Origin of the sequence: Fibrobacter sp. UWB10, assembly GCF_900182935.1 — a bacterium.
GTDB lineage: Bacteria > Fibrobacterota > Fibrobacteria > Fibrobacterales > Fibrobacteraceae > Fibrobacter > Fibrobacter succinogenes_O.
Genome location: NZ_FXUE01000005.1, coordinates 71,778 through 94,714 on the forward strand (window position 1 = coordinate 71,778; position 22,937 = coordinate 94,714).

The following is a 22,937-nucleotide window of genomic DNA, read 5'->3' on the forward strand; positions in this document are numbered from 1 at the left end:
ATCGTCACATTGTATTTTAATATTTTCTTATTTGATTGTTGCAACGGGGCATTTTTCCCTTATTTATTGTACATTTATTGCCGTATGAGTCAATTCAAACTAATTTTCCGCCCCCTGGGCACCATTCCCTGTTTTGTTCTTCAACGCGATGACGGAGCCGAATTTGAAATCTTGAGCGGCTTTGGCGGAGGACTCAACGGTTGGCGAGTCCCCGTAGAAAACACGCAAAATACCCGTACCTCGACCATGCTTGACCTGCTGTACGGCTACAAGGACGAAGCCACCCTGCGGAAAATTTCGCCGGACACCAACGCCGGCTGCAGACTCACGCCCTTCCCGGGCCGCACCGCTTATGCAAAATTCACTTGGCAGGGCAAGACCTACGAACTCATGAATAATGTAAGCTGGGCTCCGCACGCCCTGCACGGATTCTTGCAAGACAAAGAATGGGAATTCGATTCCTTTGAAAGCGAAAACGACAGCTGCACCGCCGTATTCACTTGCGACTGGCCAGGCGCATTCGCCGGTTTTCCGTTCCCCTTCCGAGCCACCAACGCCATCACCTTTACAGGCGAAAGCGTCTCTATCTCTTCGACCGTCAAGAACATCGGTAACACCGACATGCCTTATTCCGAAGGCTGGCACCCGTACTTTACTTTGGGCGAAAAGATTGACAACCTAACCATGAAATTGCCCAGTTGCTCGCTCGCCCTGTTGGACAAGGCAGACCTCCCCACCGGACAATACAAAGACGACACGCGTTTTGAAAACGGTCGCAAAATCAATGACGAATTCATCAACAACTGTTTCTGTCTCAAAAAAGATGTCACGGAATTGCAGGCTGACGGCTCTGATTTTATCAACAACGCCCATGTTTCGCTCGAAAGCGACCGCTATACGCTTGACATTTGGCAAAAGGCTGGCGTTGAGCAGTACAATGCCATCCAGATTTATACGCCACCTGACCGCATGAGCATCGCTATCGAGCCCATGACAACGGAACCCGATGCATTGAATCACCACCGTGGCCTCATTGTGATCCCGCCTGGTGAAGAACGCACATTTACGTTCGGTTTCCATTTCCACGAAAAGACGGGAATTGAGCTTTAATACGCGAATTCAAAGCATCTAGTAAACATTAATTATCGAAATCCGCTTGAAAAAGCGGATTTTTTTGTTGAGAATTACCCAACGATTTATTCAACGCTATTCAAAATATGCTTTGAAATGCACTCTACAAAACCTATTTTCCTTGACGAAAATATAGGAGCATGTTATGAAATTCACAAAAACGATTCTCGCTTTCGGTCTCGCCGCCGCAGCAACAGCAAGCGCTGCGCAGTACGAAGCCGAAGACGGCACGGCCACTGATGGCGCCGAAGTCGCCACCGTTTCCGCCGCATCGGGCAGCAAGGTTGTCCAGCTGAAAAGTGGCAACCTTACGTTTGCACCTGTTTCCGTTGAAAAAGCGGGCCAGTACACGATCGTCATCCATTACATGAACAACTACGGTACTTCCAAAATCAACAATGTCGTTGTCGGAAGCACCTCTTCTGCCGTTACATTTGAAGAAACCGAAAAGGGCAAGTTCGCCGACGTTGAAACGGTTATGAATCTTGCCGCAGGCGAAAACACAATCGCCATTACCAATAGCTGGGGCTGGATCGATGTGGACTACATCGAAGTCAAGGAATACGAAGCAAAGGCATTCACACTTTGCAACGCTCCTGTCACCAAGAACGCCACCCCGTCTGCAGTTAAGCTTTACAACTTCTTGGTCAACAACTTTGGCAAGAAGACTATTTCCGGTGTAATGACCGGCAACATGGACGCCTACACCAAGGGCGATGCGACCCTGCACGAAGACGTTCAAGCAGTGTATACAGCTGGCGGCAAGTACCCGGCACTCGTCGGCGTCGACCTGATGAACGCCACCGGCGCTAACAAGGAATCTTCTTGGTTCAAGGAATACACCGAAAAGGCTATTGATATCGCCAAGTCTATTTGGAAAAAAGGCGGCATTCCGGCTGTCACATGGCACTGGCGCCCGGGCGACGAAGTAGAATTCTACACCGCTAACGGCAACAAGACCAACAATACCGAATTTGACTTCTCCGAAGCATTCGTCAAGGGCACCACTACATGGGATACGACTTCCGCCCAGTACAAGGCCATTGTCGGTGACATTGACCTCGTTTCTAACATTTTCCTTGACCTTCAGAAAGAAGGCGTCGCCGCCATCTTCCGCCCGTTGCACGAATCCGGTGGAAACTGGTTCTGGTGGAGCGTCAATACTGGCAAGCAGTTCGCAGCCCTTTACCAGTTGGTCTACGAACGCATGGTCTTCAAGAACGGCGTGAACAACCTGATTTGGGACTTTAACCCGAAGGATGCCGCCACAATGTCTTGGACTCCGGGCGAAACCTACTATGACGTGTTGAGCATTGACATTTACAACAAGGCAAATGATCACCAGAGCAACAGCGCTGCATTCATTGACCTCACAAACAAGGGCGGCACCAACAAGATTATTTCGCTCAGCGAAAACGGCCCGATTCCTGACGTCGACAACATGTACACTGATGGTGCAACATGGAGCTGGTGGATGCCCTGGTACGAATCTCCGTCTTGGAACGGCGGCTACGTTAGCCAGACTTCTGCCGAAGTGTGGACAAAGAACCTCGCCGACGAACGCATTATCACTCTTGACGAAATGCCGGGTTGGGAAAACTACGCCGAAGCAACCTCTGCTACGAAGGTTTGCCCGACTGCAAGTGAAAGCGCCAAGTTCGACGCAGACACCTCCAAGAAAGAAGACTACAAGAACCTGATGATGGCCGTGACCTACAAGGCTTTGAACGACAGTGGTGCAAACATTGAACTTCAAAAGGTTCCCAACCTCACTGGTGCAACGACGGTTTCTCTCAAGATTACGAATAACGGTTCCGGCGGTGCAGACGGAGGCATCTGGGTTGGTCTCGCCTTTGTCCGCAACGGTATGGAAGACGACGGTTGGACGTGGGAAATGTCGCCTTCGACCGGCTGCTGGATTAACGACGGCGCATCTTCGACTTGCGAATTTGACATTACCAAGTACGAAGATGATGATAAAGTGGAACACCCCATGGACCTCGACAAGCTCTTCTCTGTAACGCTGATGGTTGCGGCCGTGGGCTTCGAAGGAACCATAATCTTCGACGAACTCGTCGCCGACAACGGCAAGGTGATTTCCGCCTTCGACAAGACCTCTGAACTCTTCAAGGCTGCAACGCAGAGCAAGTCCAAGATTGCAAAGATTGAACTTGTCGACGAAACTGGCGCACCCGCCGCATTCAAGCCGGTTGTCGCCAAGGCTGGCTCCGCCGCCAAGCTGAGCGTTTCGGGCAAGACCGTTTCTCTCACGACTGCAAAGGCTGGCCTCGTATCTGTCGAAGTATTCGGTATGAACGGCAAGCGCGTGGCAACTCTCTACAAGGGCAACCTCGCCGCAGGCACAAGCGCATTCAGCCTCGCCGATATGCCCAAGGGCCGCTACATTGTGCGCGTCAAGGGCGCAGGCCTTGCCGCCACCCAGCCGGTCTTAATCAAGTAAGTTTCTCTTCATGACTCCTGAATCCCCGTGGTTGACGCAAGTTTGCCGCGGGGATTCTTCTATTTGAACAATGAATTTTCAATTTCGGGGAAAATAATGTATTTTAAAATGGAACCGGAGGTTGTATGAATACCTATCATTTTTTGACCGCAACAGCGCTCGCATTTTCGACCTACTCCATGGCCGCAGCCATTCGCGTTGAAGCCGAATCTGCCGTGCCCGCCGACGACCACAAACTTGAAATCACTACAGATGCAAACGCCTCGGGCGGCAAGTATGTGGAAATGGGCGAAGGCGACCTTGCATTCACCGTCAACATGCCTAGCGACGGCTACTACACGCTGTATGTGAGCTACAAGCTCCCCACCGATCGCGGCAGCAAGACCCAGAATCTGACTTTGAACGGAAGCTCCGCCGGTCAGGTGACCTTCGGAGTTTCCGATGATTTTAAGGTCCTCAAGGCGGCAGGTAAAATCAAGCTAAAAAAAGGTGAAAACGCAATCGGGATTGTCCATTCCTGGGGATGGGTCGGCATCGACTACATCGAAATCACCGAATTCGAAGCAACTCCTTGGAACATCAGTCCCAAGCCCGTCACTCCGGAACCTACCGAAAGCGCCCAGAAGCTCTACAACTTCTTGTACACGAACTTTGGCAAGAAAGTCATTAGCGGTGTAATGACCGAACGCCCCTTCGAAAACGACGGCAATTACACCCCGCAGGATTTTGACACCCAGACTGAACTCAGCTACATCAACAAGGCTAGCGGCAAGAACGTGGTTCTCGTCGGTTTCGACTTCTTGCATGCCTCCGGCAAGAATTCCGATCAGCAGTGGTATCAGGGCTACACGCATGCCTCCTTGGAAATGGCAAAGACCGTATGGAAGAAGGGCGGCATTCCGCAATTCAACTGGCATTGGAAAGACCCGATGCACAGCGTAGAAGCCTTCTACACTTTCTCTAGCGGAAACGACCCTTACACTGAATTCAGCATCGGCCTTGCCTACGACACCACCACCGGCAAGTGGAAAACCGACAGCGACGAATACAAGGCCATTATGCGCGACATGGAAATGATCGCCGATTCGCTGCTCACGCTCCAGAAAGAAGGCGTTGCCGTGCTGTGGCGTCCGCTTCACGAAGCAAGCGGCAAATGGTTCTGGTGGGGCACCGACGGCGCAAAAGCCTGCGTAGCCCTGTACAAGCTCATGTTCGACACTTTTGTGAACAAGAAGGGGCTCCATAACCTGATTTGGGTCTGGACAACCGACGAAGCGCCCGATGCACTGGATTGGTATCCCGGCGACGAATACGTAGACGTGGTTGGTCGCGACTACTATTACTACCCGCGCGAATCGAATCACGCATCGCTCATCAGCTCTTTCGAAAAAGTCAAAGACATGTACGGCGCCAAGAAAATCGTCACACTGTCTGAAAACGGCTCCGTGCCCTACCCCGACGAAATGAAGGCCGATGGAGCAAACTGGAGTTGGTTCATGCCGTGGTACGGCGACTACGCCATGGAAGGCTGGGCAAACGATAACAATGCCGAAAGCTGGAAGACCGTCATGAACAACGAATACACCTTGACACTCGAAGACATGCCCGGCTGGGACAAGTACGAAATGCAGACGACCATCATCGCCACCTCCAAGAAAGCGGCTCCAGCAATCCAGCTTGTCGGTCGCGATTTGCAGGTGAACCTGAACGCCGGCATGGCCCAGGTTTCGATTTACGACCTGCAAGGAATCCGCGTGCTCGCGAAAAAGATGAGCCAAAACGGCACGATTGCGCTTTCTCGCCTCGCCCGCGGACCTTACCTAGTGAAAGTCCTGGCGAACGGTTTGACACAAAACCACAAAATCACGCTAAAATAAGCAAATTTCACTAAAAAAAGCCATTCAGGCTATTGCGGAAAAGACAACATCTTTTCCGCTTTTTTGCTTTCAAAATGAAAATCGCGGCCATTCGAAGGTATATTTAAGGCATAAATTAAGGAGTGTTGTATGGGATGTAAATTACTCGCGGCGCTGTCCGCATTCTCTATGGTGTCTGCTTTTGCAGCCCCCACCATGTACGAAGCCGAAGATTTGCCGGGCGCAAGCGTTGCCGAAGGCGCCGAATTTTCGGGCGGAAAGTACGCAAAGACCGCAGACCCTAGCGGCATCACGTTCACCGTCAAGGTCGAAGAAACCGCCGTCTACGATATTACCACCAAGGTCCTGATTAAGCAATACGACTGGACCACCTCTAAAATCGCGGTCAACGGTGTGGATGTAGGCTCCATGCTTACCACCCCGCGCAATTGCGATTCGAGCTACGTGGTTTCGGCATCGGCCAAAATGAAGGCCGGCGAAAACAAGATTACCGTGGGTAACCAGGCTCTCGGCGTGGACTACATTACCGTCGAACGCCACCCCGACCCGACATTCAACATCGGAACTGCACCAGTCACGCCGAATGCAAGCGAAAGCGCCAAGAAACTCTACTCCTTCCTGCGCGAAAACTTCGGCAAAAAGACAGTTAGCGGCATGATGATTAGCGACCAGAATTTCAACTACGATTACGGCAACATGCGGCTCATTCCGCCTGGTGGCTGCACGCCCGCGGACTCTTGCAAGTTCAGCGACGAAGAAGTCTCGTGGAAGGGCCAGACCGACATTGCCGAATTCTACAAGCGTAGCGGCCACTACCCCGCTATTGGCGGCTTCGACATGCTCTTTGCCGCCGGCGGCCACCATGAAGAAGGCTGGTTCAAGGGCTACACCGAAAACAACCTGCTCATGACCGAAGACTTGTGGAACATGGGCGGCATTCCGACTTATACTTGGCACTGGAAGGTCGGCGAAGACACCGTATTCTACACGCAGGGCACTCCCGCAGGCTTTAACAACCCCGGCTGCACCGAAGGCGTCATGGGCACTTCGAACACAAATACCTGCTTTAACTACACCAAGGCTTTCAAGGGCGAACAATGCCAGGAACTTGACGAAACCTCGCAAGAATACAAGGACATCGTCGCCGACGTAGACATTGTTTCGGGCTACTTCAAACAGCTCGAAGAAAAGGGAATCGCCGTCGTATGGCGTCCCTTGCACGAAGCGAGCGGAGGCTGGTTCTGGTGGGGTACCGCTAGCGCCGAATGCTATGTACAGCTGTACCGCCTGGTATTCAATCGCATGGTCAAGACCAACAAGCTCACCAACCTGATTTGGGTCTGGAACATCAATACCGACCCGAAATTCGGTTACGACTACAGCGCCCTGAATGCAGCATGGTACCCTGGCGATGAATACGTGGACATCGTGGCAGTCGACATTTACGACCCGCTGAATGACCACAATTCTGCAGCCAATTACTACAACAAGATTGTGAGCGACGTGGGCACAAGCAAGATGATTGCCTTGAGCGAAAACGGTGCCATTCCGGACATCGACAGCATTGCCGAAGACAAGGCCTATTGGAGCTACTGGATGACTTGGAGCCAGACCTGGAGCGGAAACTTCTTGGAAAAGACTCCTGCCGACATGTGGAAGCGCAATCTAGATGACGAACGCATTATCGCTCTCGACGACATGCCCGGCTGGGACAAATACATCGCCGAAGTTACCACAAGAGCTTTCAACCGAATTCCAAACAAATTAAACATCACGCTGCAAGACAACAACCTGAACATCACCATTCCGCAGGCAGGCCACACAAGCATCGCACTCTTTGACATGCTCGGACACAAAGTAGCAAGCCTCGCCAAGGGCAACCTGCCCGCAGGCACCCTGCAATTCAGCCTCGACGGCATCGCCAGCGGCAACTACATCATACGCGCCAAGAACGGCACCGCAAGCTACGCACAGAGAATTAGGGTGAAGTAGACTAAGCCAAAAAATTTTCCAATTTCTTATGAACAAGGACTCGCTCAAGCGAGTCCTTCTGTCTACTGTCTACTGCCTACCGCCTACTATTTTTTATATTTGTTAACATGGAAAAGAAGCACCCCCTTTATTTTACGATCCACGGTCACTTTTACCAGCCTCCTCGTGAAAACCCTTGGACAGGCGTTATCGAGAATCAGCCGAGCGCACGCCCCTTCCACGACTGGAACGACCGCATTGCAAGTGAATGTTATAGTCCGAATTCCGCCAGCCGTATTTTGAGACCGAACGGACGTATTGTCGATATTGTCAACAACTACGATTTTATGAGCTTTAACATTGGTCCGACTCTCATGGGTTGGATCCGCACGAATGCACCTGACACCTATAAGCGCATTCAAGAAGCCGACAAGCGTAGCATGAAACGTCTGAATGGTCACGGCAACGCAATTGCGCAGGTGTACAACCACATCATTATGCCGCTCGCATCTGCCGAAGACAAAAAGACGCAGATCCGCTGGGGTATTGAAGATTTCAAGTTCCACTTTGGCCGTATGCCCGAAGCCATGTGGCTCGCCGAAACCGCCATCAATCTCGAAACGGTAGTGGAACTCATCAAAGCCGGTATCAAGTACACGATTCTTTCACCCACACAGGCCGACAAATTCCGCAAGTTGGGCGATAATGATTGGATCGATTGCAGCAATACTAATATCGATACGACCCGCCCCTACCGCATTTACCCGCGCAACAAAGACGGCGTAATCGTTTGCGACGGCTACCTAGATGTATTCTTCTACAACCCGACGCTTTCGTCGGCAGTGGGCTTTGAGCACTTGCTCCGCGATGCAAGCACCTTCGGCAACCGCATTAAAGGCGCTTGGGATGAAAAGCGCAACGACCCGCAGCTGGTAAGCATTGGTACCGATGGTGAAAGCTACGGCCACCACGAACCGTTTGGCGACATGTGCGCAGCTTGGCTTTTCAACCACTACGCACCGAAAAACAACATGGAACCGGTAAACTACGGCTGGTACTTGGAAAAGTTCCCGCCACAGCATGAAGTATTACTCAAGAACTTCTACAGCGAAGGTTGCGCCTGGAGTTGCGCTCACGGAGTTGGCCGCTGGTACCGCGATTGCGGATGTTCGACAGGCGGTGGCCCGGGCTGGAACCAGAAATGGCGCGGTCCGTTACGCGACGCATTCAACCACTTGAAAAAACTCGCCGACGACATTTTCTACCGCGAATTCGAAAAGATTTCGAATGTGAACCCGTGGGATGCCCGCAATAACTTTGTAGAAGTTCTAGTCGCACCCGAAGACGAATCCCGCATCAAGGATTTCCTTGCCAAGACCGTCAAGAACCCAAACGACCCGGATATGTGCGCGAAGGCTATTCGCCTGCTTGAAATCCAGAAGTTCTGCCTGTTCAGCTTTACAAGCTGCGGCTGGTTCTTTAACGACATCGAAGGTTTGGAACCGGTGCAGAACATGCGTTACGCCCTGCGTGCCATGGAGCTCTTGGAACCGTTCCTGCCGTATGGTCACCATATCAAGAACGAATTCATCAGCATTCTTGCCCGCGCCACAAGTAACGAACATAAGTGGAATGGAGCCGAGGTGTTTACAAACTACGCCGAAGAAAAGGTTCCGTCCATCGTAAAGGAAATGGCCGAACAGGCTGCCATGTTCCACTTACATCTGGAAGACGACAACGAACAGAACAAGAAAATTGTCGCAACCAAGATTGCATCGCGCAAGCGCCAGACGCTTGTACGTACCGAGTATTACGACAAGTATATCAACGAACGCCGTATTTCGACCGTACTCGCCATTACCGACACACTCGGCCGCATTAACTTGGTCGTTGCCGACGGTGAAAACGAACAGAATGGCCTCAAAATTGTCAAAGACCCGAACATGAGCACGCAGGAGCTGCAGGCCACCTACCCCACCGCCTACGTGGTGCGTATGCGCAACCTCATGAGCGACTCGATCAAGCGCATCAACCAGATTTCGACCAAGAAGTACTTGAACGAAATTACGGAATCGTTCTCGAGTTTCGCGCTTTCGCACGGTCTTTCAATCGACAGTCTGGCCGACCCCGACCATACCCTGCCGGACACCATGCGCAAAATCCTTTCGCTCGAAATCAACTCCAAGATTCACCATCTGGCACTCGCCTACATGGAAAACGACGACCAGAAGGTCTTTGACGAAATTAAGGATCTGATCGAAGAAGCAAAGGCATTGCACACCCACTTCTCGTTCGGCGGTACGGGCCGCATGTTCCATGCCAAGCTCGTGAAACTGATTGATTCCGTATTCGAGAAATTCGATCCAGCTGCCGTCAAGCACATTACAGGCCTCATTACAGTGGCCGACTGGCTTGGCCTCGGCATCGACAAGACTAGCCTCGAAAACAAGGTATTCCCTGCATACCAGGAATATGTGAAGTACCCGACCAGCAAGATTGCGGGCCTCAAGCCCATGTTCAGCTGGCTGAACTTTGAGGTATAAGAAACATGTACAGGATGTCAGAAAAACCGCTGATTAGCGCCAACGAGATTCGCGAACGAGTAACTACACTTGCCCGCGAAATCGTCGCCGTCTACGATTACGACATCCTGATTTCGGCACTCACCGGTGCCTACATGTTTACCGCCGACTTGACTCGAGAACTCGCCAAGGCAGAAGGCGCCAAAGCGCCCCAGAAAAAGATAGCCTTCATCAAGGCTTCTAGCTACGGCGATTCCACGGAATCTAGCGGCAAGCTCCAGGTGCGCGGACTTGAAAAAATCGACATCAAGGGCAAGAAAATCCTGATGGTCGATGACATCGCCGACACGGGAACCACCCTGCTCGGGCTCTGCGAAATGCTCCGGGATGCCGGTTCCCAAGAGGTTCGCACCTGTGTTTTACTGAACAAACAGGAGCGTCGCGAAGTAGACATCACGGCAGATTTTGTAGGTTTTGAAATAGCAAACGAATTCGTGGTAGGTTACGGGCTCGATTACGCAAACGATTACCGATTCCTACCGGACATCTGGACACTACAGGAGACCAACTAAATGGCAAACAACGATTTAGATGACGTCCGACTCCATGCCACCCAAGCCTTCGAAGCTGTAGAACGCAGCTACAACAAGATTGGTCGCGGCAAGCGGTTCTTGATCAACCTTAGCGTATGCCTGCTATTCTTTATCGCGGGATTCATTACATGTAGTGTCTTCACGAGCATTCCAAACGAAGGCATTATCGAACGCGTGGCGGCCCAGCCCGACATGCCGAACAAGTGCAAGTTCCGCTATGACCGAGCCATGGAATATGCCATTATGCACGAATGTGTCTTTGGCAAAGGCACTCCCAGCAGCGGAAAATCGTTGATTCAGCGAATCAACTATTGCACCTGCGCCCTCGAAAGCGTGCAGAAGAAAAAGCCCTACCAGAAAATGTTTGAAAATAACCTCGTCGACTTCACCTTCAAAATTCGCGAAGAAAATCTATGCCGTGAAAACAAGGTAATCCCCACTTTGGATGACGAAGACGACGCGAAAGACAAGGCCAAGAAATGAACATCGAAGAAATAGAACAAGCGATCCGAAAAGAAGCCGAGAAGTTGGTTCACGATGAACCGCTTTCGGTACTAATGCTCACCGAGCAGGTCCTGAACTGTAAGGACTTTGCCGCGATGCTTTCGGTTACGCTGTCATGTCAGCTCGCAGGCGAAGTCATGGACCGCGCCGAGCTCGAAAAGATGTTCGACATTCTTTATTTGAGATACCCCGAACTTTTAATTTGCGCCTGCAAGGACTTGCATGCAACCGTCCTTCGCGACCCCGCTTGCACCAGCTACTTGGAACCGCTCCTGTTCTTCAAGGGATTCCAGGGATTGCAGGCCTATCGCGCCGCGCACGCCTTGTGGCTTGAAGGCCGTTCTTTCCCGGCCAAGATGATCCAGAGCATTGTGAGCCGCAAGTTCGGCATGGACTTTCACCCGGCAGCCAAAATCGGTCACGGTCTCTTGATTGACCACGCCACCAACATTGTGATTGGCGAAACCGCCGTGGTCGGCAACAACGTGAGTTTCTTGCACGGCGTGACCCTCGGCGGTACCGGTAAGGAAACCGGCGACCGTCACCCGAAAATCGGTAATGGTGTGATGCTCGGCGCGCATGCTCAGTTGCTCGGCAACATTCACATTGGCGATGGCGCCAAGATTGGTGCTGGCGCTGTAGTGGTGACAGACGTTCCGCCGCATACGACTTATGCAGGCGTCCCCGCCGTCGAAGTCGGCCACCCGGACGATGAAATGCCCAGCTTCAACATGCAGCAAGACTTCACGCGCGACTGTGAATAAATAGACAAAAGAACGGCGCAAGCGCCTACAGACGAAAGACGAGAGATTTTCTAAGTGAAAAAAGCTGATAAGATAAAATTCATCAGCGAGACGCTCGACGAGTTACTTCCCGACCCGCCGATTCCACTGGATTACTCTGACCCTTACACGCTCCTGGTCGCGGTCGTGTTGAGCGCGCAATGCACCGACCTCCGCGTAAACCAGGTGACCAAGGAGCTTTACAAGAAGGCGAAAACCCCCAAGGCCATGGTGAAACTCGGCGTCGAGAAAATCACCGAAATCATCAAGCCCTGCGGCCTTTCGACTACCAAGGGCAAGAACATTTTCAATCTGTCCAAGATTCTTGTCGAAAAATATAACAGCGTAGTTCCGCAGACCTTCGAAGAACTGGAAGCACTCCCCGGCGTAGGTCACAAAACCGCCAGCGTCATGATGATTCATGCGTTCAAGATTCCCGCCTTCCCGGTGGACACGCACATTCACCGTCTCGCCAAGCGTTGGGGACTTTCCGACGGATCCTCTGTCGAGCAAACCGAAAAAGACCTCAAGAAAATCTTCCCCGAAAACGAATGGGAAAAACGCCACCTGCAAATCATTCTATTCGGACGCACCTACTGCAAGGCTCTCGGCCACAAGCCCGAAAACTGCCCTATCTGCAGCAAAATCTAGTCGATAAAATCTAGTCGTTATTCCGCTGGTAGAACCAGTAGTAAAACAGACTCCAAGTACCCCACAGCACGCAAAGCCACATTCCTACATAGCCCGTGGCATACACGGCGTTTGCAATCGTATCGTACTTGAGCAACAATCCCATTTCAGACAGAATAAAATTCCAGTCATGAAAACCATACGGAGCCTCGGCTCCCGTACCGCCGCTAATCAGCATTAGTTTCATGGGCAGAGCGTCGTCAATGTATACAGCCACATCGATAAAGTTTTCAAACGCCCACCAAAGCGCCACCGACGCGCCAAGAATATCGCGGGGCTTAATCCACAGCGCAAAGCAGAATACGAGCGGCATGATAATCTGGAACAGCGAACCGCCCAACGAATGCAGCACACGATTTCCGAAAATCGAAAACACCAAGTGACCCGTTTCGTGCACCGGCAAATTCAAGCAATGCAAATACTGCGCAATCCAAGCATCGTACCCTTCGCGCATCAACTGTATGGTAAAGAAAATCATCGCAATCACAAGCAAAAGTCGGAACGGAACAAAACGCGCTCCACCGAGCGTTTTGGGGTACAGCAAAAACTGCACGACCACCGGCCATGTTCCGGGATCGTCCAAACAAAAAGACGACGGCGTTTCATGCTTCACCGTCACCAGATTTAAACGTACCTGGTCTGTCGCTTTCTGTTTCTCGTTTTCCATCACTCTAAATATACCCAAATACTTACAATTCGGAACAATAAACCCCTAAAATAGAACCATTCTTAAGCAGGCCACTTTTTCCTTTTTCTTTTTTACAATTCTAGGGTAAACAGAACCGAAAAATAAAGCTATCTTCAACCAAAATTTGGAGTTGTGTTATGATGAAAAAACTTTCTACTGCAGCACTCGCTGCAGCCACAATCGCTTCTGCAGCAAGTATTACCGTCGACCCGACCGCAACAAAGCAAGAAATCGTCGGTTTCGGTGGCGGCTCTGTTTATTACCAGAGTTGGATTACAGCACTTGCCGACAAAAATAAGGAAGCTCTTTTTGACACCGCCTTCACAGGTTTGAACCTTTCTCTTTTGCGCGTGGGCAACTGGCTTCAGGCAGACACCGCCAAGGTAAGCCAAGATGACATAGCCATCGTGCAGGCCGCAAAGAAGCGTCTCGGCGACCACGTCAAAATTGAAATGTCTAGCTGGTCCGCTCCGGGCAGCCTCAAACCGAGCGGCAGCGTGAATGGTAGCGCAGGCTCTAGCAAGTCTGACAACTCGCTGAAAAAGGTCAGCGGCGATGCCTACGGTTCTTACGCATACACAGACTTCGCCAATTGGTGGAAAAAGAGTATCGAAACTTACAAAGCAGCCGGCATTACGCCCGACTACATCAGCATTCAGAACGAGCCGGACATGAACGCTGACTACGAAGAAACCCTCTTCGAGCCCACTGAAACAAGCGAAATAGCTGGCTACAAAGAAGCCTTGAACGCTGTTTATGACGCCGTGAAGGGCACCACCAAGATTCTCGGACCGGAACCGCTCGGCATCGGTTACAGCAACTTTGAAAAGTATGCTAAGGAACTGGACGACAGCAAGCTAGACGGCTACGCCTACCACCTGTATCACGCAGGCGATGGCAACGACAACTCCGGCAACAACTACCTCGCTCCCGAAAACTTCCGCAAGTCCATGAAGGCAATCGGTTCTACTTACGGCGGCAAGGGCAAGCCGATTATCATGACCGAATTCTGCAACATGCTCGACAAGACCCGCGAAGAAGACATGGTGGGCCTCGCCCACATTATGCAGGTCGGCTTTACCGATGGCCAGCTCGGCGGCTACATCGCTTGGGAACTCTTCTGGGGTAACGGCACCGGTCAGCTCATCGGCGTTTGCACCCAAGGCTGGGGCAGCTGTAAGAAAGACGAAATCGTGATTGGTCCTGAATACCACGCCATGCGTCACTATTCCAAGTTCGTGAATCCGGGCTGGAAGGCTATCTCTGCCTCCACCGCCGAAAACGACCTCAAGACGGTCGCTTTCGCAAGTGCCTCCGGCGACTCCGTTTCCGTGGTTGTCATCAACACCGGCAAGACCGCCATTCAGCTTGACGCTCCGGCAATCAGCGGCATGAATGTCGCAACCGCCGTGCAGTCCAAGGAAAACGGCTTCAAGAGCAAGAACATCACCATTGCAAGCTGCTACATGCTCCCCGCACGCTCGGTAACGACGCTCGTTCTCACCAAGACCGCAGCCGCCTCGACCGTCGCCGCATGCCAAGACGAAACCACCGATCCGAACTACACTGAACCGGTCATTACCCCGTCTGCAGATGTCGTGATCCTCGACTACTCCAAGACCTCCGACGTTTCCACCTGGCAGGCCATGAGCGACGACCTCGGCGCAGTCACCTACGAAGCCGGCGAACTCGACGGCATTACAGGTTATGTCAGCGTACCGCTCGCCGGTTGCGAACAGTCTGAATGCGGCTACAAGAGCCAGCTCGTGAACATCAGCGAAGAAGGCGCCGCCGCACTGGCAAGCTGCTCCGAACTGGTGATTACCATGCGCAGCCAGGGCACTTCCAATGCCTACGTGAACGTGGGTGCCGCAAACGGTGGCAGCTGGGTTGACTACCAGTATGGCCGTACCGCTGCCGCAAACAGCTGGAGCGAAACCACAGTGGATCTTGAAAAAGAAGGCGACAACGGCTCTACCGCACTGCACTTTAACAGCGACGCCACCGGAATCTACATCGCAAAGATTGTGGCTACGGGCTGCACCTCGACCGGTATCACGAAGGCTCCGAAGTTCGCCGTCAACGACCGCTTCGCCCCGGCGAAAGTCTTCGACCTGAACGGCAACCTCGTGTGGAGCGGCATCAAGGGCCAGGCTCTGAATGCCGACGGGACGCTGCGCCTCGACCTCCGCCAGGGCATGTACCTGGTGAAGACGAAGAACTCCACGGTGAAAGCGGTGAAGAAGTAATGTGAGATGTGAAATGTGAGATTATTCATTTCTCATTAGTCATTTCACATTACACATAACAAAAAAAAGCGGGCTAATGCCCGCCTTTTTTTGTTGCTTCAGCAACTCAATTAGCCTTCTTCGAGAGCTTCCTTGTATTCGTCGACCGTTGCGATGTATTCGTCAATCATGTCGTCCTTAGATTCAAGGTAAGAAAGAATCTGTTCCAGATGTTCCTTCTTGAACACAGCCTTGAGCTGACGGCTAGCGTGTCCACGATAGCCCCATTCCTTGAGGATTTCGTCGGTCACCACGAAGGCGTCGTTCATAGAGACAAAGCGCATGGGGCCATAGACAGCCCAGTTGTGTTCCATCTGCATGCATTCCGGTTCCTGGAGTTCCGGATTAGCCATGTAGCGCTGGATGTGGCGGGTACGCACGTCCTTAATCTTGTCGATGCGCATGTAACCCATAATCAAGTACTTGTTGCGGAGTTCGGAATCGCTCAGGCCTTCGTAACGGGTGCCGAACAGAATGTAGCGGCTCTTTGCCTTGAGGATTGCGTTGATCGCCTTCACGTTATAGCAGCTCATCAGACCATAGGTGCTAGTTTCGTAGTTGGGTTCATAGAGGAAACCCTTACCGTTTTCGTTCAGCTGGTCGCGGACCGGCATTTCGGACTGGTGGCTGGTTTCGACGTAGAGCAAGCTACCGGCAGCGTTGCCGCGGTAATCCTGCCAACCTTCGAGATTGATCTGTGTTTTAGGCATTTGTCATCCACTCTAGTTAGGTTAAACTTTGGGAACCCCGAATTTTTGGTCCGGGGTCCCCTTTTTATATAAATCTTACAATCGGACTACTTATGGCAGTCCGTTGCTTATTTTCAATATGCAAGATACAAATTTATAAGCTAAAAGGTAACTGACTCTGCCGAAAAACCGGTCATTCCAAAGAGCGATGCCCCTTTTTCGAAGAATTTCGCGGTATCGGTGGTCAAAAACCTAGTTTTTCCATTTTTTGTAAGGCGGGCATCCATCTCCGGATGGCGTTTCAGGTAGTCCACGGTCTTTTCGGACACGATATCCCCCTGGAACACGAGCTTCACATGAGGCGGCAGGGCAGCTCGGATTGCCCCCTCCAGGAGCGGGTAATGAGTGCAGGCGAGCAAGACTGTGTCGATATCCGGGTCTTGGGCGAGCAGGGCGTCCACATCCTTCTTGACAAAGAATCGGGCTCCTTCGGATTCCCTTTCGCCATATTCGACCAGAGGCACCCACATGGGGCAAGCATGTTGTGTCACCTTGAGCTCGGGGTAAAAATGGTTGATTTCAATCAGGTAACTGCCCGAAGATACCGTTCCCGCCGTCCCGAAAATGCCAATATGGCCCGACTTGCTGAACTTGCCAATTTCCTCGGCAGTGGGTCGCACAATGCCAAGCACACGCTTGTCCGGGAATTCATACGGGAGTACGTCCTGCTGAATGCTACGGAGCGCCTTGGCCGACGCCGTATTGCAAGCGAGAATCACCAAAGGGCAGCCGCGACTAAAAAGTTCACGAACCGCCTGCAATGTATAGCGGAAAATCGTTTCGAACGTGCGCGAACCATAAGGAGCACGAGCGTTATCGCCCAAATAAAGGTAATCGTACTGCGGGAGCGCCTTCTGCAGGTTTCTGAGAATGGTCAGGCCACCAAAGCCCGAATCGAACACTCCTATCACAGGGCATCCTCCATCATCTTGTGGACCATGGGGAGCATGTGAATCTTGGGATCAAACTTTTCGTTTTCTTTGCGGCACTCCAGAACATCGATTGGTGCAAGCACCTTCACATTCACCTTGCAACGCTTGGTATCCTTACGGCGTTCCCAGACCGGGCCCGAACCCTTGATAACAAGCGGGAGCATGATGGCATCGTTTTCGCAAGCAAAGCGGAACACGCCACTCTTGAAAGTTCCAAGCGCACCAGTCTTGCTGCGAGTGCCTTCGGGGAAAATAAATATGCGCGCCGAGTTTCCTCTTTCAGAGACTGCCTGACGCACCGCCTTGGCGGCGCCGCCCTTTTCGCGGTTCACCAAAACGCAACCAATTTTGTGCATCCAGAAATTCAAGAAAGGAATTCGACCAAGTGATTTCTTTGCAACAAAGCCCACGGTCTTCTGGATAGCCAAAAATACTATCGGAATGTCAACAAACGAATTGTGATTCCCGACAACAAACACCGGGCGACTCCAATCGACTTTTCCGAGCTGGGCCTGATCTTCAATCGTCAAGTCTATGCGTATAACCTTCATGCAGTATCTTGAAAAATCTTGAATTTTGTGATCGAGCCACGCATCAAAATTTTTCCCATAGCGCAGTTTCAAATACGGAAGTGCAATGATATACATCAGCATGTATCCAAGCACCGCCACCACGACATAGATTTTAAACAAGATTACAGGCATATTCCATTCCGTACTTCGATTTCTTTCGTGAGGCAAAAATCTCGAACGCCTAAACCTTCGCAATTTGCCTTTCCAGAATCTACGCTTGCAATATAACAAAAATAGGCATGCTTCGGCCCGGGTTACCCCGACGTAATAAAGCCTTCGTTCCTCATCTAACTGCCGTTTTCGTGCCTTGCGGTCCCCCGTACATTCTCCAGGCGTGAGTTTTTCGCATAAGCCTGCGTAATACACCACCGCATACTGGAGTCCTTTGGAGGCATGCACCGTCTCTATATGCACGCCGTCTTCAACTGTCACCTCGGACGTGGCAGCACCATTCTCCATCTCGCCCGCATCTGTCACCACGTCGCCTGCAATCGGAATATTGTAGTCGCGAAGAGCCTGCTCGTAATAAAGGCGTTGCCGGTTGTAGCGAACTAGAATTGCAAAATTTTTCCAAGCAAGGTCATAATCTTCGCGAAGCTCCTTGATTGATACGACTATTTTCTGGATTTCTTCAACAGGATTGTCAGACACCCAGATTTCGGGCTTGCGATTTTCCTTATAGAGCGGGTTTCCGCCGGAACCATTCAAGTTGCCCGCACGCAGCATCTTGCGCAAGTGAATCGGCTTATTCTTGAAAATTTCATTTGCCAAATAGAGAACATTCGGTACCGAGCGGTAATTCCACTCCAAGCGAATTTGCGTTGATTCCTTGAAGTCTTCACAAAAGCGTTCGATGTTTCCGATGTCGGCGCCACGGAATCCGTAAATGGCTTGGTCATCATCGCCTACGACAAACAGTTGCTTTCTATCGCCCAACAAGCCTTTCACCAAACGATACTGCGAGGGGTTTATATCTTGGTATTCGTCCACCAGAATTTCTTTCCATTGGTCGCGAAAGTAATCCCGCGCAGCCTCGTTAGTTTCGAGCAATTGTATCGCTGAATATATCAAGTCTTCAAATACGACTTGGCCCGATTCTAGAACGGCTTCACGGAGCGGTTGCAATTTCGCTGACACCGCCGCGCCATAACAGTCCGAAAACAAGTTCTCCCGCGACACATTGACTTTCAACTTGAGCTTCGAAAGCGCCTGCGAAAATTCTCGTTCCGACGATTCTGTCGGCACAGGCATTTTCTTGAAGCCCAAAAGTTCGTAAGCCGGACACTCGCCGCCCGCGCCACCTTTTTTCCCGCACGGCATCTTGCACTTCAGCATATACAGCGCAAGCGAATGGAACGTACACAATCGCACGCCCGCATTCGGGAAAAGCTTTTGCACACGTTCCCGCATTTCGGCGGCGGCCTTTGCGGTGAATGTTAGCGCCAAGATTTTTTCAGGTTCTACACCGCAAAGAATCCTATACTGGATTCGCTTGGTCAAGACGGATGTCTTGCCCGAGCCGGCCCCCGCCAAAATCAAAAGTTGCGCACCTTGTTCATGGTCGTGCAGCACCGCTGCACGCTGGTCAGAATTCAACCCTTTCAGGATTTCTTCGGCGTCCATAACGCCTCGTATGGAATGGGGCGAAGTACATGTAAATCGCCACCGCTATCTAAAAACCGTCGCACGCCCCAACGTTTCAGTCCAAGGCCTGCGCCGTCGAATTATTTCGGTTCGCCTTCAGTCTTAACAGGCATATTTGTCGCAGGCGTTCCGCCAAGCAAAAATACGAATGCGCCAAACAGGCTCAGCAACAGGCTCACAAAGTAAGCAAGCAGCTGAATCACCACCGATTCAAGCCCAGGCACTCCGGCACGTGCAAAAAGCGACTGCGCCAAAAGTTCACGCGGGCCAAAACCGCCAATCGAAATCGGGAGAGCACTCACGATTGCAACCAGCGGGATGTAGTAAAAGTACCACGAAATAGAAAGGTCAACACCGACCGCGATTCCGCAAAAATAGTGCACCAAGATTCGAAGGCCCTGAGTCACCGCCGAAAGCAAGTTAATAGACGCCAAAAGCTTTACCGAACGGAATTGCTGGAATCGTTCGAACATGTGAATCAAGCGTTCGTTAATCTTTTTCGGGAAAATCTTCGTAAGCACCTTGCACAGCAAGCGCCCGAGCCTACGGCTGCAAAGGGCGGCAAACAACGCACAGAATCCCAGGAAAATCCAAACCGAGGGCCACATGAACGAGCGCTGAGCTTCATCGTGCATAAAGAACAACAGGCCCATGGCAAGCGCAAACAGCGTAATAAAGAACAGCCCGTAAAGGCGGTCAAAGAAAGTTGCCGTAAGCCCAGCGCCCACGGAATCCTGGCCACCCTGCATGCGGATGTCATAAACCTTCTTGGCATCGCCACCCACATTGCCCGGCATAAAATTATTGAAGAAAAGTCCCACGTAATAAAGCTTGAGCAAATGCCCGTAGCCAAGCTTCACGTTCTGTCTTTCAAGCAAAAGCTTCCACTGCAGGCACGCAGTAAAGTTCGAAAGGCCAAGGCACAAAAGGGCAACAATCAAAGGCCAAACGCTATGCGTACTGAACAGCGTATACAAGTCATCGACGCTCCAGTCAGGCGCCATCACGATGTTACGGTATACAAAGTAGGCCGGAACTGCCGTCACGACTAACTTCAGACAAAAAATCAACGCCGACTTAAGCCGACCATTCATTTTACTCATTTCCTCCCCCCACTTGTCGCTCTATAACGGCGTCCTGCAAAAGGTCGAGAGTCTTCTCGGCTGCAATGTCCCAGCGGAACTCGCCCGCATAGCTTTTTGCCGCCGCCGAAAGTCTCGTGCGCAAATCGTCGTCGCTATAAAGTCTGTCCATTTCGGACGCACAAGTATGAAAATCCCCCACCGGGAACAAGAGTCCCGTTTCGCCGTTTCTAACGCTATCGCGGAGTCCCGGCACATCGCTTGCAATCGTCGTCGTTCCAAGCCTTGCAGCCTCTACAACCGTAAGCCCCCAGCCTTCCTTGTAGCTGGTCTGCAAGAGCGCCACCGCTTTCTGCAACAAGGCGCGTTTCTTTGACGGCGTTACAAATCCCAAAAGTTCAACACGTTCCGTAAGCCCGCGTTCCTTGAGCCACGCCGGAATCTTTTTCAGGAGCGGACCGTCGCCTGCCACCACAAGCTTTACATCGGGGTGGTTTTCGTTCTCGGCAAATTCTTCAAAAGCCTCGAGCGCCGTCCAAATACCCTTGTAGCGGTGCACGCGCGAAAGCCACAAAAAGTACGGCGTACTCGGCACGTCTTCGGTCGCCACGACCTGCGACGGATCCACATCGTCAGACCCATTATAAATCACCGAGATGCGGTCTTCGTCAATTCCGATTTCTTCAAGTTCGTACTTGGTGCTCGGGCTCACCACCACAAACGGCTGCTTGCGGTAGAACCACGGAATAACGCGTTCAAACGCCCACACCATAAAGGCAATCGGGAACGACGCCTCATGGAAAATGGAGCTACGCCACAAATGGTGCATCTGCACCACCACGGGCTTCTTGGTCAAAAACGGCGTAAACAGCGGAAGCTTGTTCAGGTCCTCGACCACCACATCAAAATTGAATTCGCGGTCCAGCTTGCGGATATTCATCGCCGTCGTCAGCTGGAACAGCAAATCGCCCCCCTTGCGAATCACCTCGATACCGTCGACCGTTTCGCGGGCCTTGCAACCAGCAAACGCCGTCGTAAAGAGCACAACCTTGTGCCCCGCTTCTACAATCTGCGAAAAAATACGGTGAAGGTGCTTTTCGGCGCCCCCTGCAGCAGGGTGCATCCGGTCGCGGTAATTAACTACAAGGATGTTCATCGGCTAGGGCTTCTTGCCCAAGACTCCAATGCACAACTGCGTGTAGTGCATAAGCGAATTGTTTTCGAGAGAATCAAGAATCTTGTCCTTGACCTTCTGGTAAGCAGAACCCTGCAGCGGATACTTCGGCAGTTCTACGCCCACCTTGAAGCCCACTTCGCGCACAATGCGGTAGAACAGGTTCGGGCGCATCCAGTCGCCATAATCGTAAACGCATTCAAAGCCCGCATCGGCCATAAGCTTCTTGAGCTGCGGCATGGTGAACTGCTTTTCCCAACCAGCAAACCACTTGTCCATCGCAATCAGAATATGCTTGATAACGGTGTACGGGTGAACGGTCTGCGGCACGTCGCACAGGCAATGGCCACCATGCTTTAGAATGCGGTAGTTTTCCTTGATCAGCGGGAGCGAATCCTTGAAGTGTTCGGCCAGGCCCTGATGGAACACCAAGTCAAAGGTGCAATCCGGGAACGGAGCCTTGAAGGCATCGCCACGCACAAGCTTCAGGTTATCGTAAAGGTTATCCTTCGCACGAATGGCGTCCACAATTTTCAGGCTGTTTTCAGCGTAATCAAGTACGTAGACGTCGGCACCCAAGCGGGCCAGTTCGGCACTATCGCGACCGGTACCGGCACCCACTTCCAAAACCTTGAGGCCTTCGAGCTTAAAATTCTTCTTAATCGTATTCAACACAGACGGGGACGAAGGATAAACCTTGTCCATATCGTTCTTCTGTTGCCAAAATCTGTTCCAGACAGACTGATCAGGTTCTTTAATAGACATAGCGTGTAAAATATACTAATTCGGAATTCAAAATTTGGAATTCAATTTTTGCCGTGTGGCAACATTACATTTTTTTTGTTAGAAATAGAGCCGAACGGTCTGTAAAGGGGTAGGTATCCCCCTGGTGCAAGCCATGGCAATCGCCAAACTATGGCCGCCGCGATGTTTTTACCCGCTCACTACCACGGAAAAACCCATGAATCGTTCGCTTGCTAAAAACATTCGCTCTGGCCATCAGCAATTTCAAGCGCCATGTCTTTTACCACCCCCTCGCCTAAGGGCTTTGCCCTTAAAAACCCATACAAGGCGAATGCCGCAACAATCGTGCTTGCACGAATTCCGAAGCTCTAAACGCGCTATGTCCGCGGGCTTTTCCGACCAGGCGCAAGCGCCGCGCCGACTACGAGATTTGTAACGAACGAGCCCCGGTCCCCTGAACGTGTTCAGGGCCCGGCTAGCGAGTGAGAGCAAATCTCATAAGGAGGCGCCAGTCCCAACCCCGCACCGAATTG

The 22,937-nt window shown here is 51.7% G+C and carries 17 protein-coding genes; 10 read left to right on the forward strand and 7 right to left on the reverse strand.

The genetic code is table 11. From position 1 onward, the window contains the following. Positions 1-84 precede the first annotated feature (84 nt). The 9 genes from QOL41_RS11805 to nth all read left to right on the forward strand — a co-directional run bounded on the left by QOL41_RS11805 (position 85) and on the right by nth (position 12,492). Positions 85-1,110 (forward strand): aldose 1-epimerase, encoded by a 1,026-nt coding sequence (locus tag QOL41_RS11805; protein ID WP_283429922.1) that lies wholly within the window; start codon positions 85-87, stop codon positions 1,108-1,110. Between the two features lie 166 nt (positions 1,111-1,276). Then, positions 1,277-3,592, forward strand: a complete 2,316-nt coding sequence (locus tag QOL41_RS11810) for a glycosyl hydrolase (RefSeq protein WP_283429923.1) — start codon at positions 1,277-1,279, stop codon at positions 3,590-3,592. A gap of 125 nt (positions 3,593-3,717) precedes the next feature. Next, positions 3,718-5,469, forward strand: a complete 1,752-nt coding sequence (locus tag QOL41_RS11815) for a glycosyl hydrolase (protein ID WP_283429924.1) — start codon at positions 3,718-3,720, stop codon at positions 5,467-5,469. 129 nt (positions 5,470-5,598) lie between these two features. Next, entirely contained in the window at positions 5,599-7,461 is a 1,863-nt protein-coding gene (locus QOL41_RS11820) for a glycosyl hydrolase (RefSeq protein ID WP_283429925.1), read from the forward strand. A 107-nt stretch (positions 7,462-7,568) separates the two neighbouring features. Then, complete coding sequence (locus QOL41_RS11825; RefSeq protein ID WP_283429926.1) at positions 7,569-9,983, forward strand: DUF3536 domain-containing protein; 2,415 nt, start codon at positions 7,569-7,571, stop codon at positions 9,981-9,983. Between the two features lie 5 nt (positions 9,984-9,988). Further along, a complete protein-coding gene (gene hpt, locus QOL41_RS11830; protein WP_283429927.1) occupies positions 9,989-10,534 on the forward strand; it encodes a hypoxanthine phosphoribosyltransferase in 546 nt (181 codons plus the stop codon). Then, positions 10,535-11,038 (forward strand): hypothetical protein, encoded by a 504-nt coding sequence (locus tag QOL41_RS11835; protein WP_173652648.1) that lies wholly within the window; start codon positions 10,535-10,537, stop codon positions 11,036-11,038. Then, entirely contained in the window at positions 11,035-11,823 is a 789-nt protein-coding gene (cysE, locus tag QOL41_RS11840; RefSeq protein ID WP_163437145.1) for a serine O-acetyltransferase, read from the forward strand. The genes QOL41_RS11835 and cysE overlap by 4 nt, the downstream gene beginning before the upstream one ends. Positions 11,824-11,877: 54 nt before the next feature. After that, a complete protein-coding gene (nth, locus tag QOL41_RS11845; protein ID WP_283429928.1) occupies positions 11,878-12,492 on the forward strand; it encodes an endonuclease III in 615 nt (204 codons plus the stop codon). A 10-nt stretch (positions 12,493-12,502) separates the two neighbouring features. On the opposite strand, the gene QOL41_RS11850 is transcribed toward nth, so the two are convergent. Continuing rightward, positions 12,503-13,198, reverse strand: coding sequence for a hypothetical protein (locus QOL41_RS11850; RefSeq protein WP_283429929.1), 696 nt, complete (start codon positions 13,196-13,198; stop codon positions 12,503-12,505). A gap of 158 nt (positions 13,199-13,356) precedes the next feature. Between QOL41_RS11850 and QOL41_RS11855 the strand changes: the two genes are divergently transcribed. Then, a complete protein-coding gene (locus QOL41_RS11855; RefSeq protein ID WP_283429930.1) occupies positions 13,357-15,468 on the forward strand; it encodes a glycoside hydrolase in 2,112 nt (703 codons plus the stop codon). 110 nt (positions 15,469-15,578) lie between these two features. On the opposite strand, the gene QOL41_RS11860 is transcribed toward QOL41_RS11855, so the two are convergent. The 6 genes from QOL41_RS11860 to QOL41_RS11885 form a co-directional block, all read right to left on the reverse strand. Further along, positions 15,579-16,217: a hypothetical protein gene (locus tag QOL41_RS11860; RefSeq protein WP_283429931.1), complete on the reverse strand. Its 639-nt coding sequence runs from the start codon at positions 16,215-16,217 to the stop codon at positions 15,579-15,581. A gap of 140 nt (positions 16,218-16,357) precedes the next feature. Then, positions 16,358-17,167, reverse strand: coding sequence for a glutamate racemase (gene murI, locus QOL41_RS11865; RefSeq protein WP_173652652.1), 810 nt, complete (start codon positions 17,165-17,167; stop codon positions 16,358-16,360). Then, complete coding sequence (locus tag QOL41_RS11870) at positions 17,164-19,383, reverse strand: UvrD-helicase domain-containing protein (protein ID WP_283429932.1); 2,220 nt, start codon at positions 19,381-19,383, stop codon at positions 17,164-17,166. The genes murI and QOL41_RS11870 overlap by 4 nt, the downstream gene beginning before the upstream one ends. Before the next feature lie 101 nt (positions 19,384-19,484). Further along, on the reverse strand, positions 19,485-20,507 hold the full coding sequence (locus QOL41_RS11875; protein WP_283429933.1) for a lysylphosphatidylglycerol synthase transmembrane domain-containing protein: 1,023 nt from the start codon (positions 20,505-20,507) through the stop codon (positions 19,485-19,487). After that, entirely contained in the window at positions 20,500-21,642 is a 1,143-nt protein-coding gene (locus tag QOL41_RS11880) for a glycosyltransferase family 4 protein (RefSeq protein WP_283429934.1), read from the reverse strand. The genes QOL41_RS11875 and QOL41_RS11880 overlap by 8 nt, the downstream gene beginning before the upstream one ends. Positions 21,643-21,645: 3 nt before the next feature. Further along, positions 21,646-22,425 (reverse strand): class I SAM-dependent methyltransferase, encoded by a 780-nt coding sequence (locus QOL41_RS11885; protein ID WP_283429935.1) that lies wholly within the window; start codon positions 22,423-22,425, stop codon positions 21,646-21,648. Between the last annotated feature and the right edge of the window lie 512 nt (positions 22,426-22,937).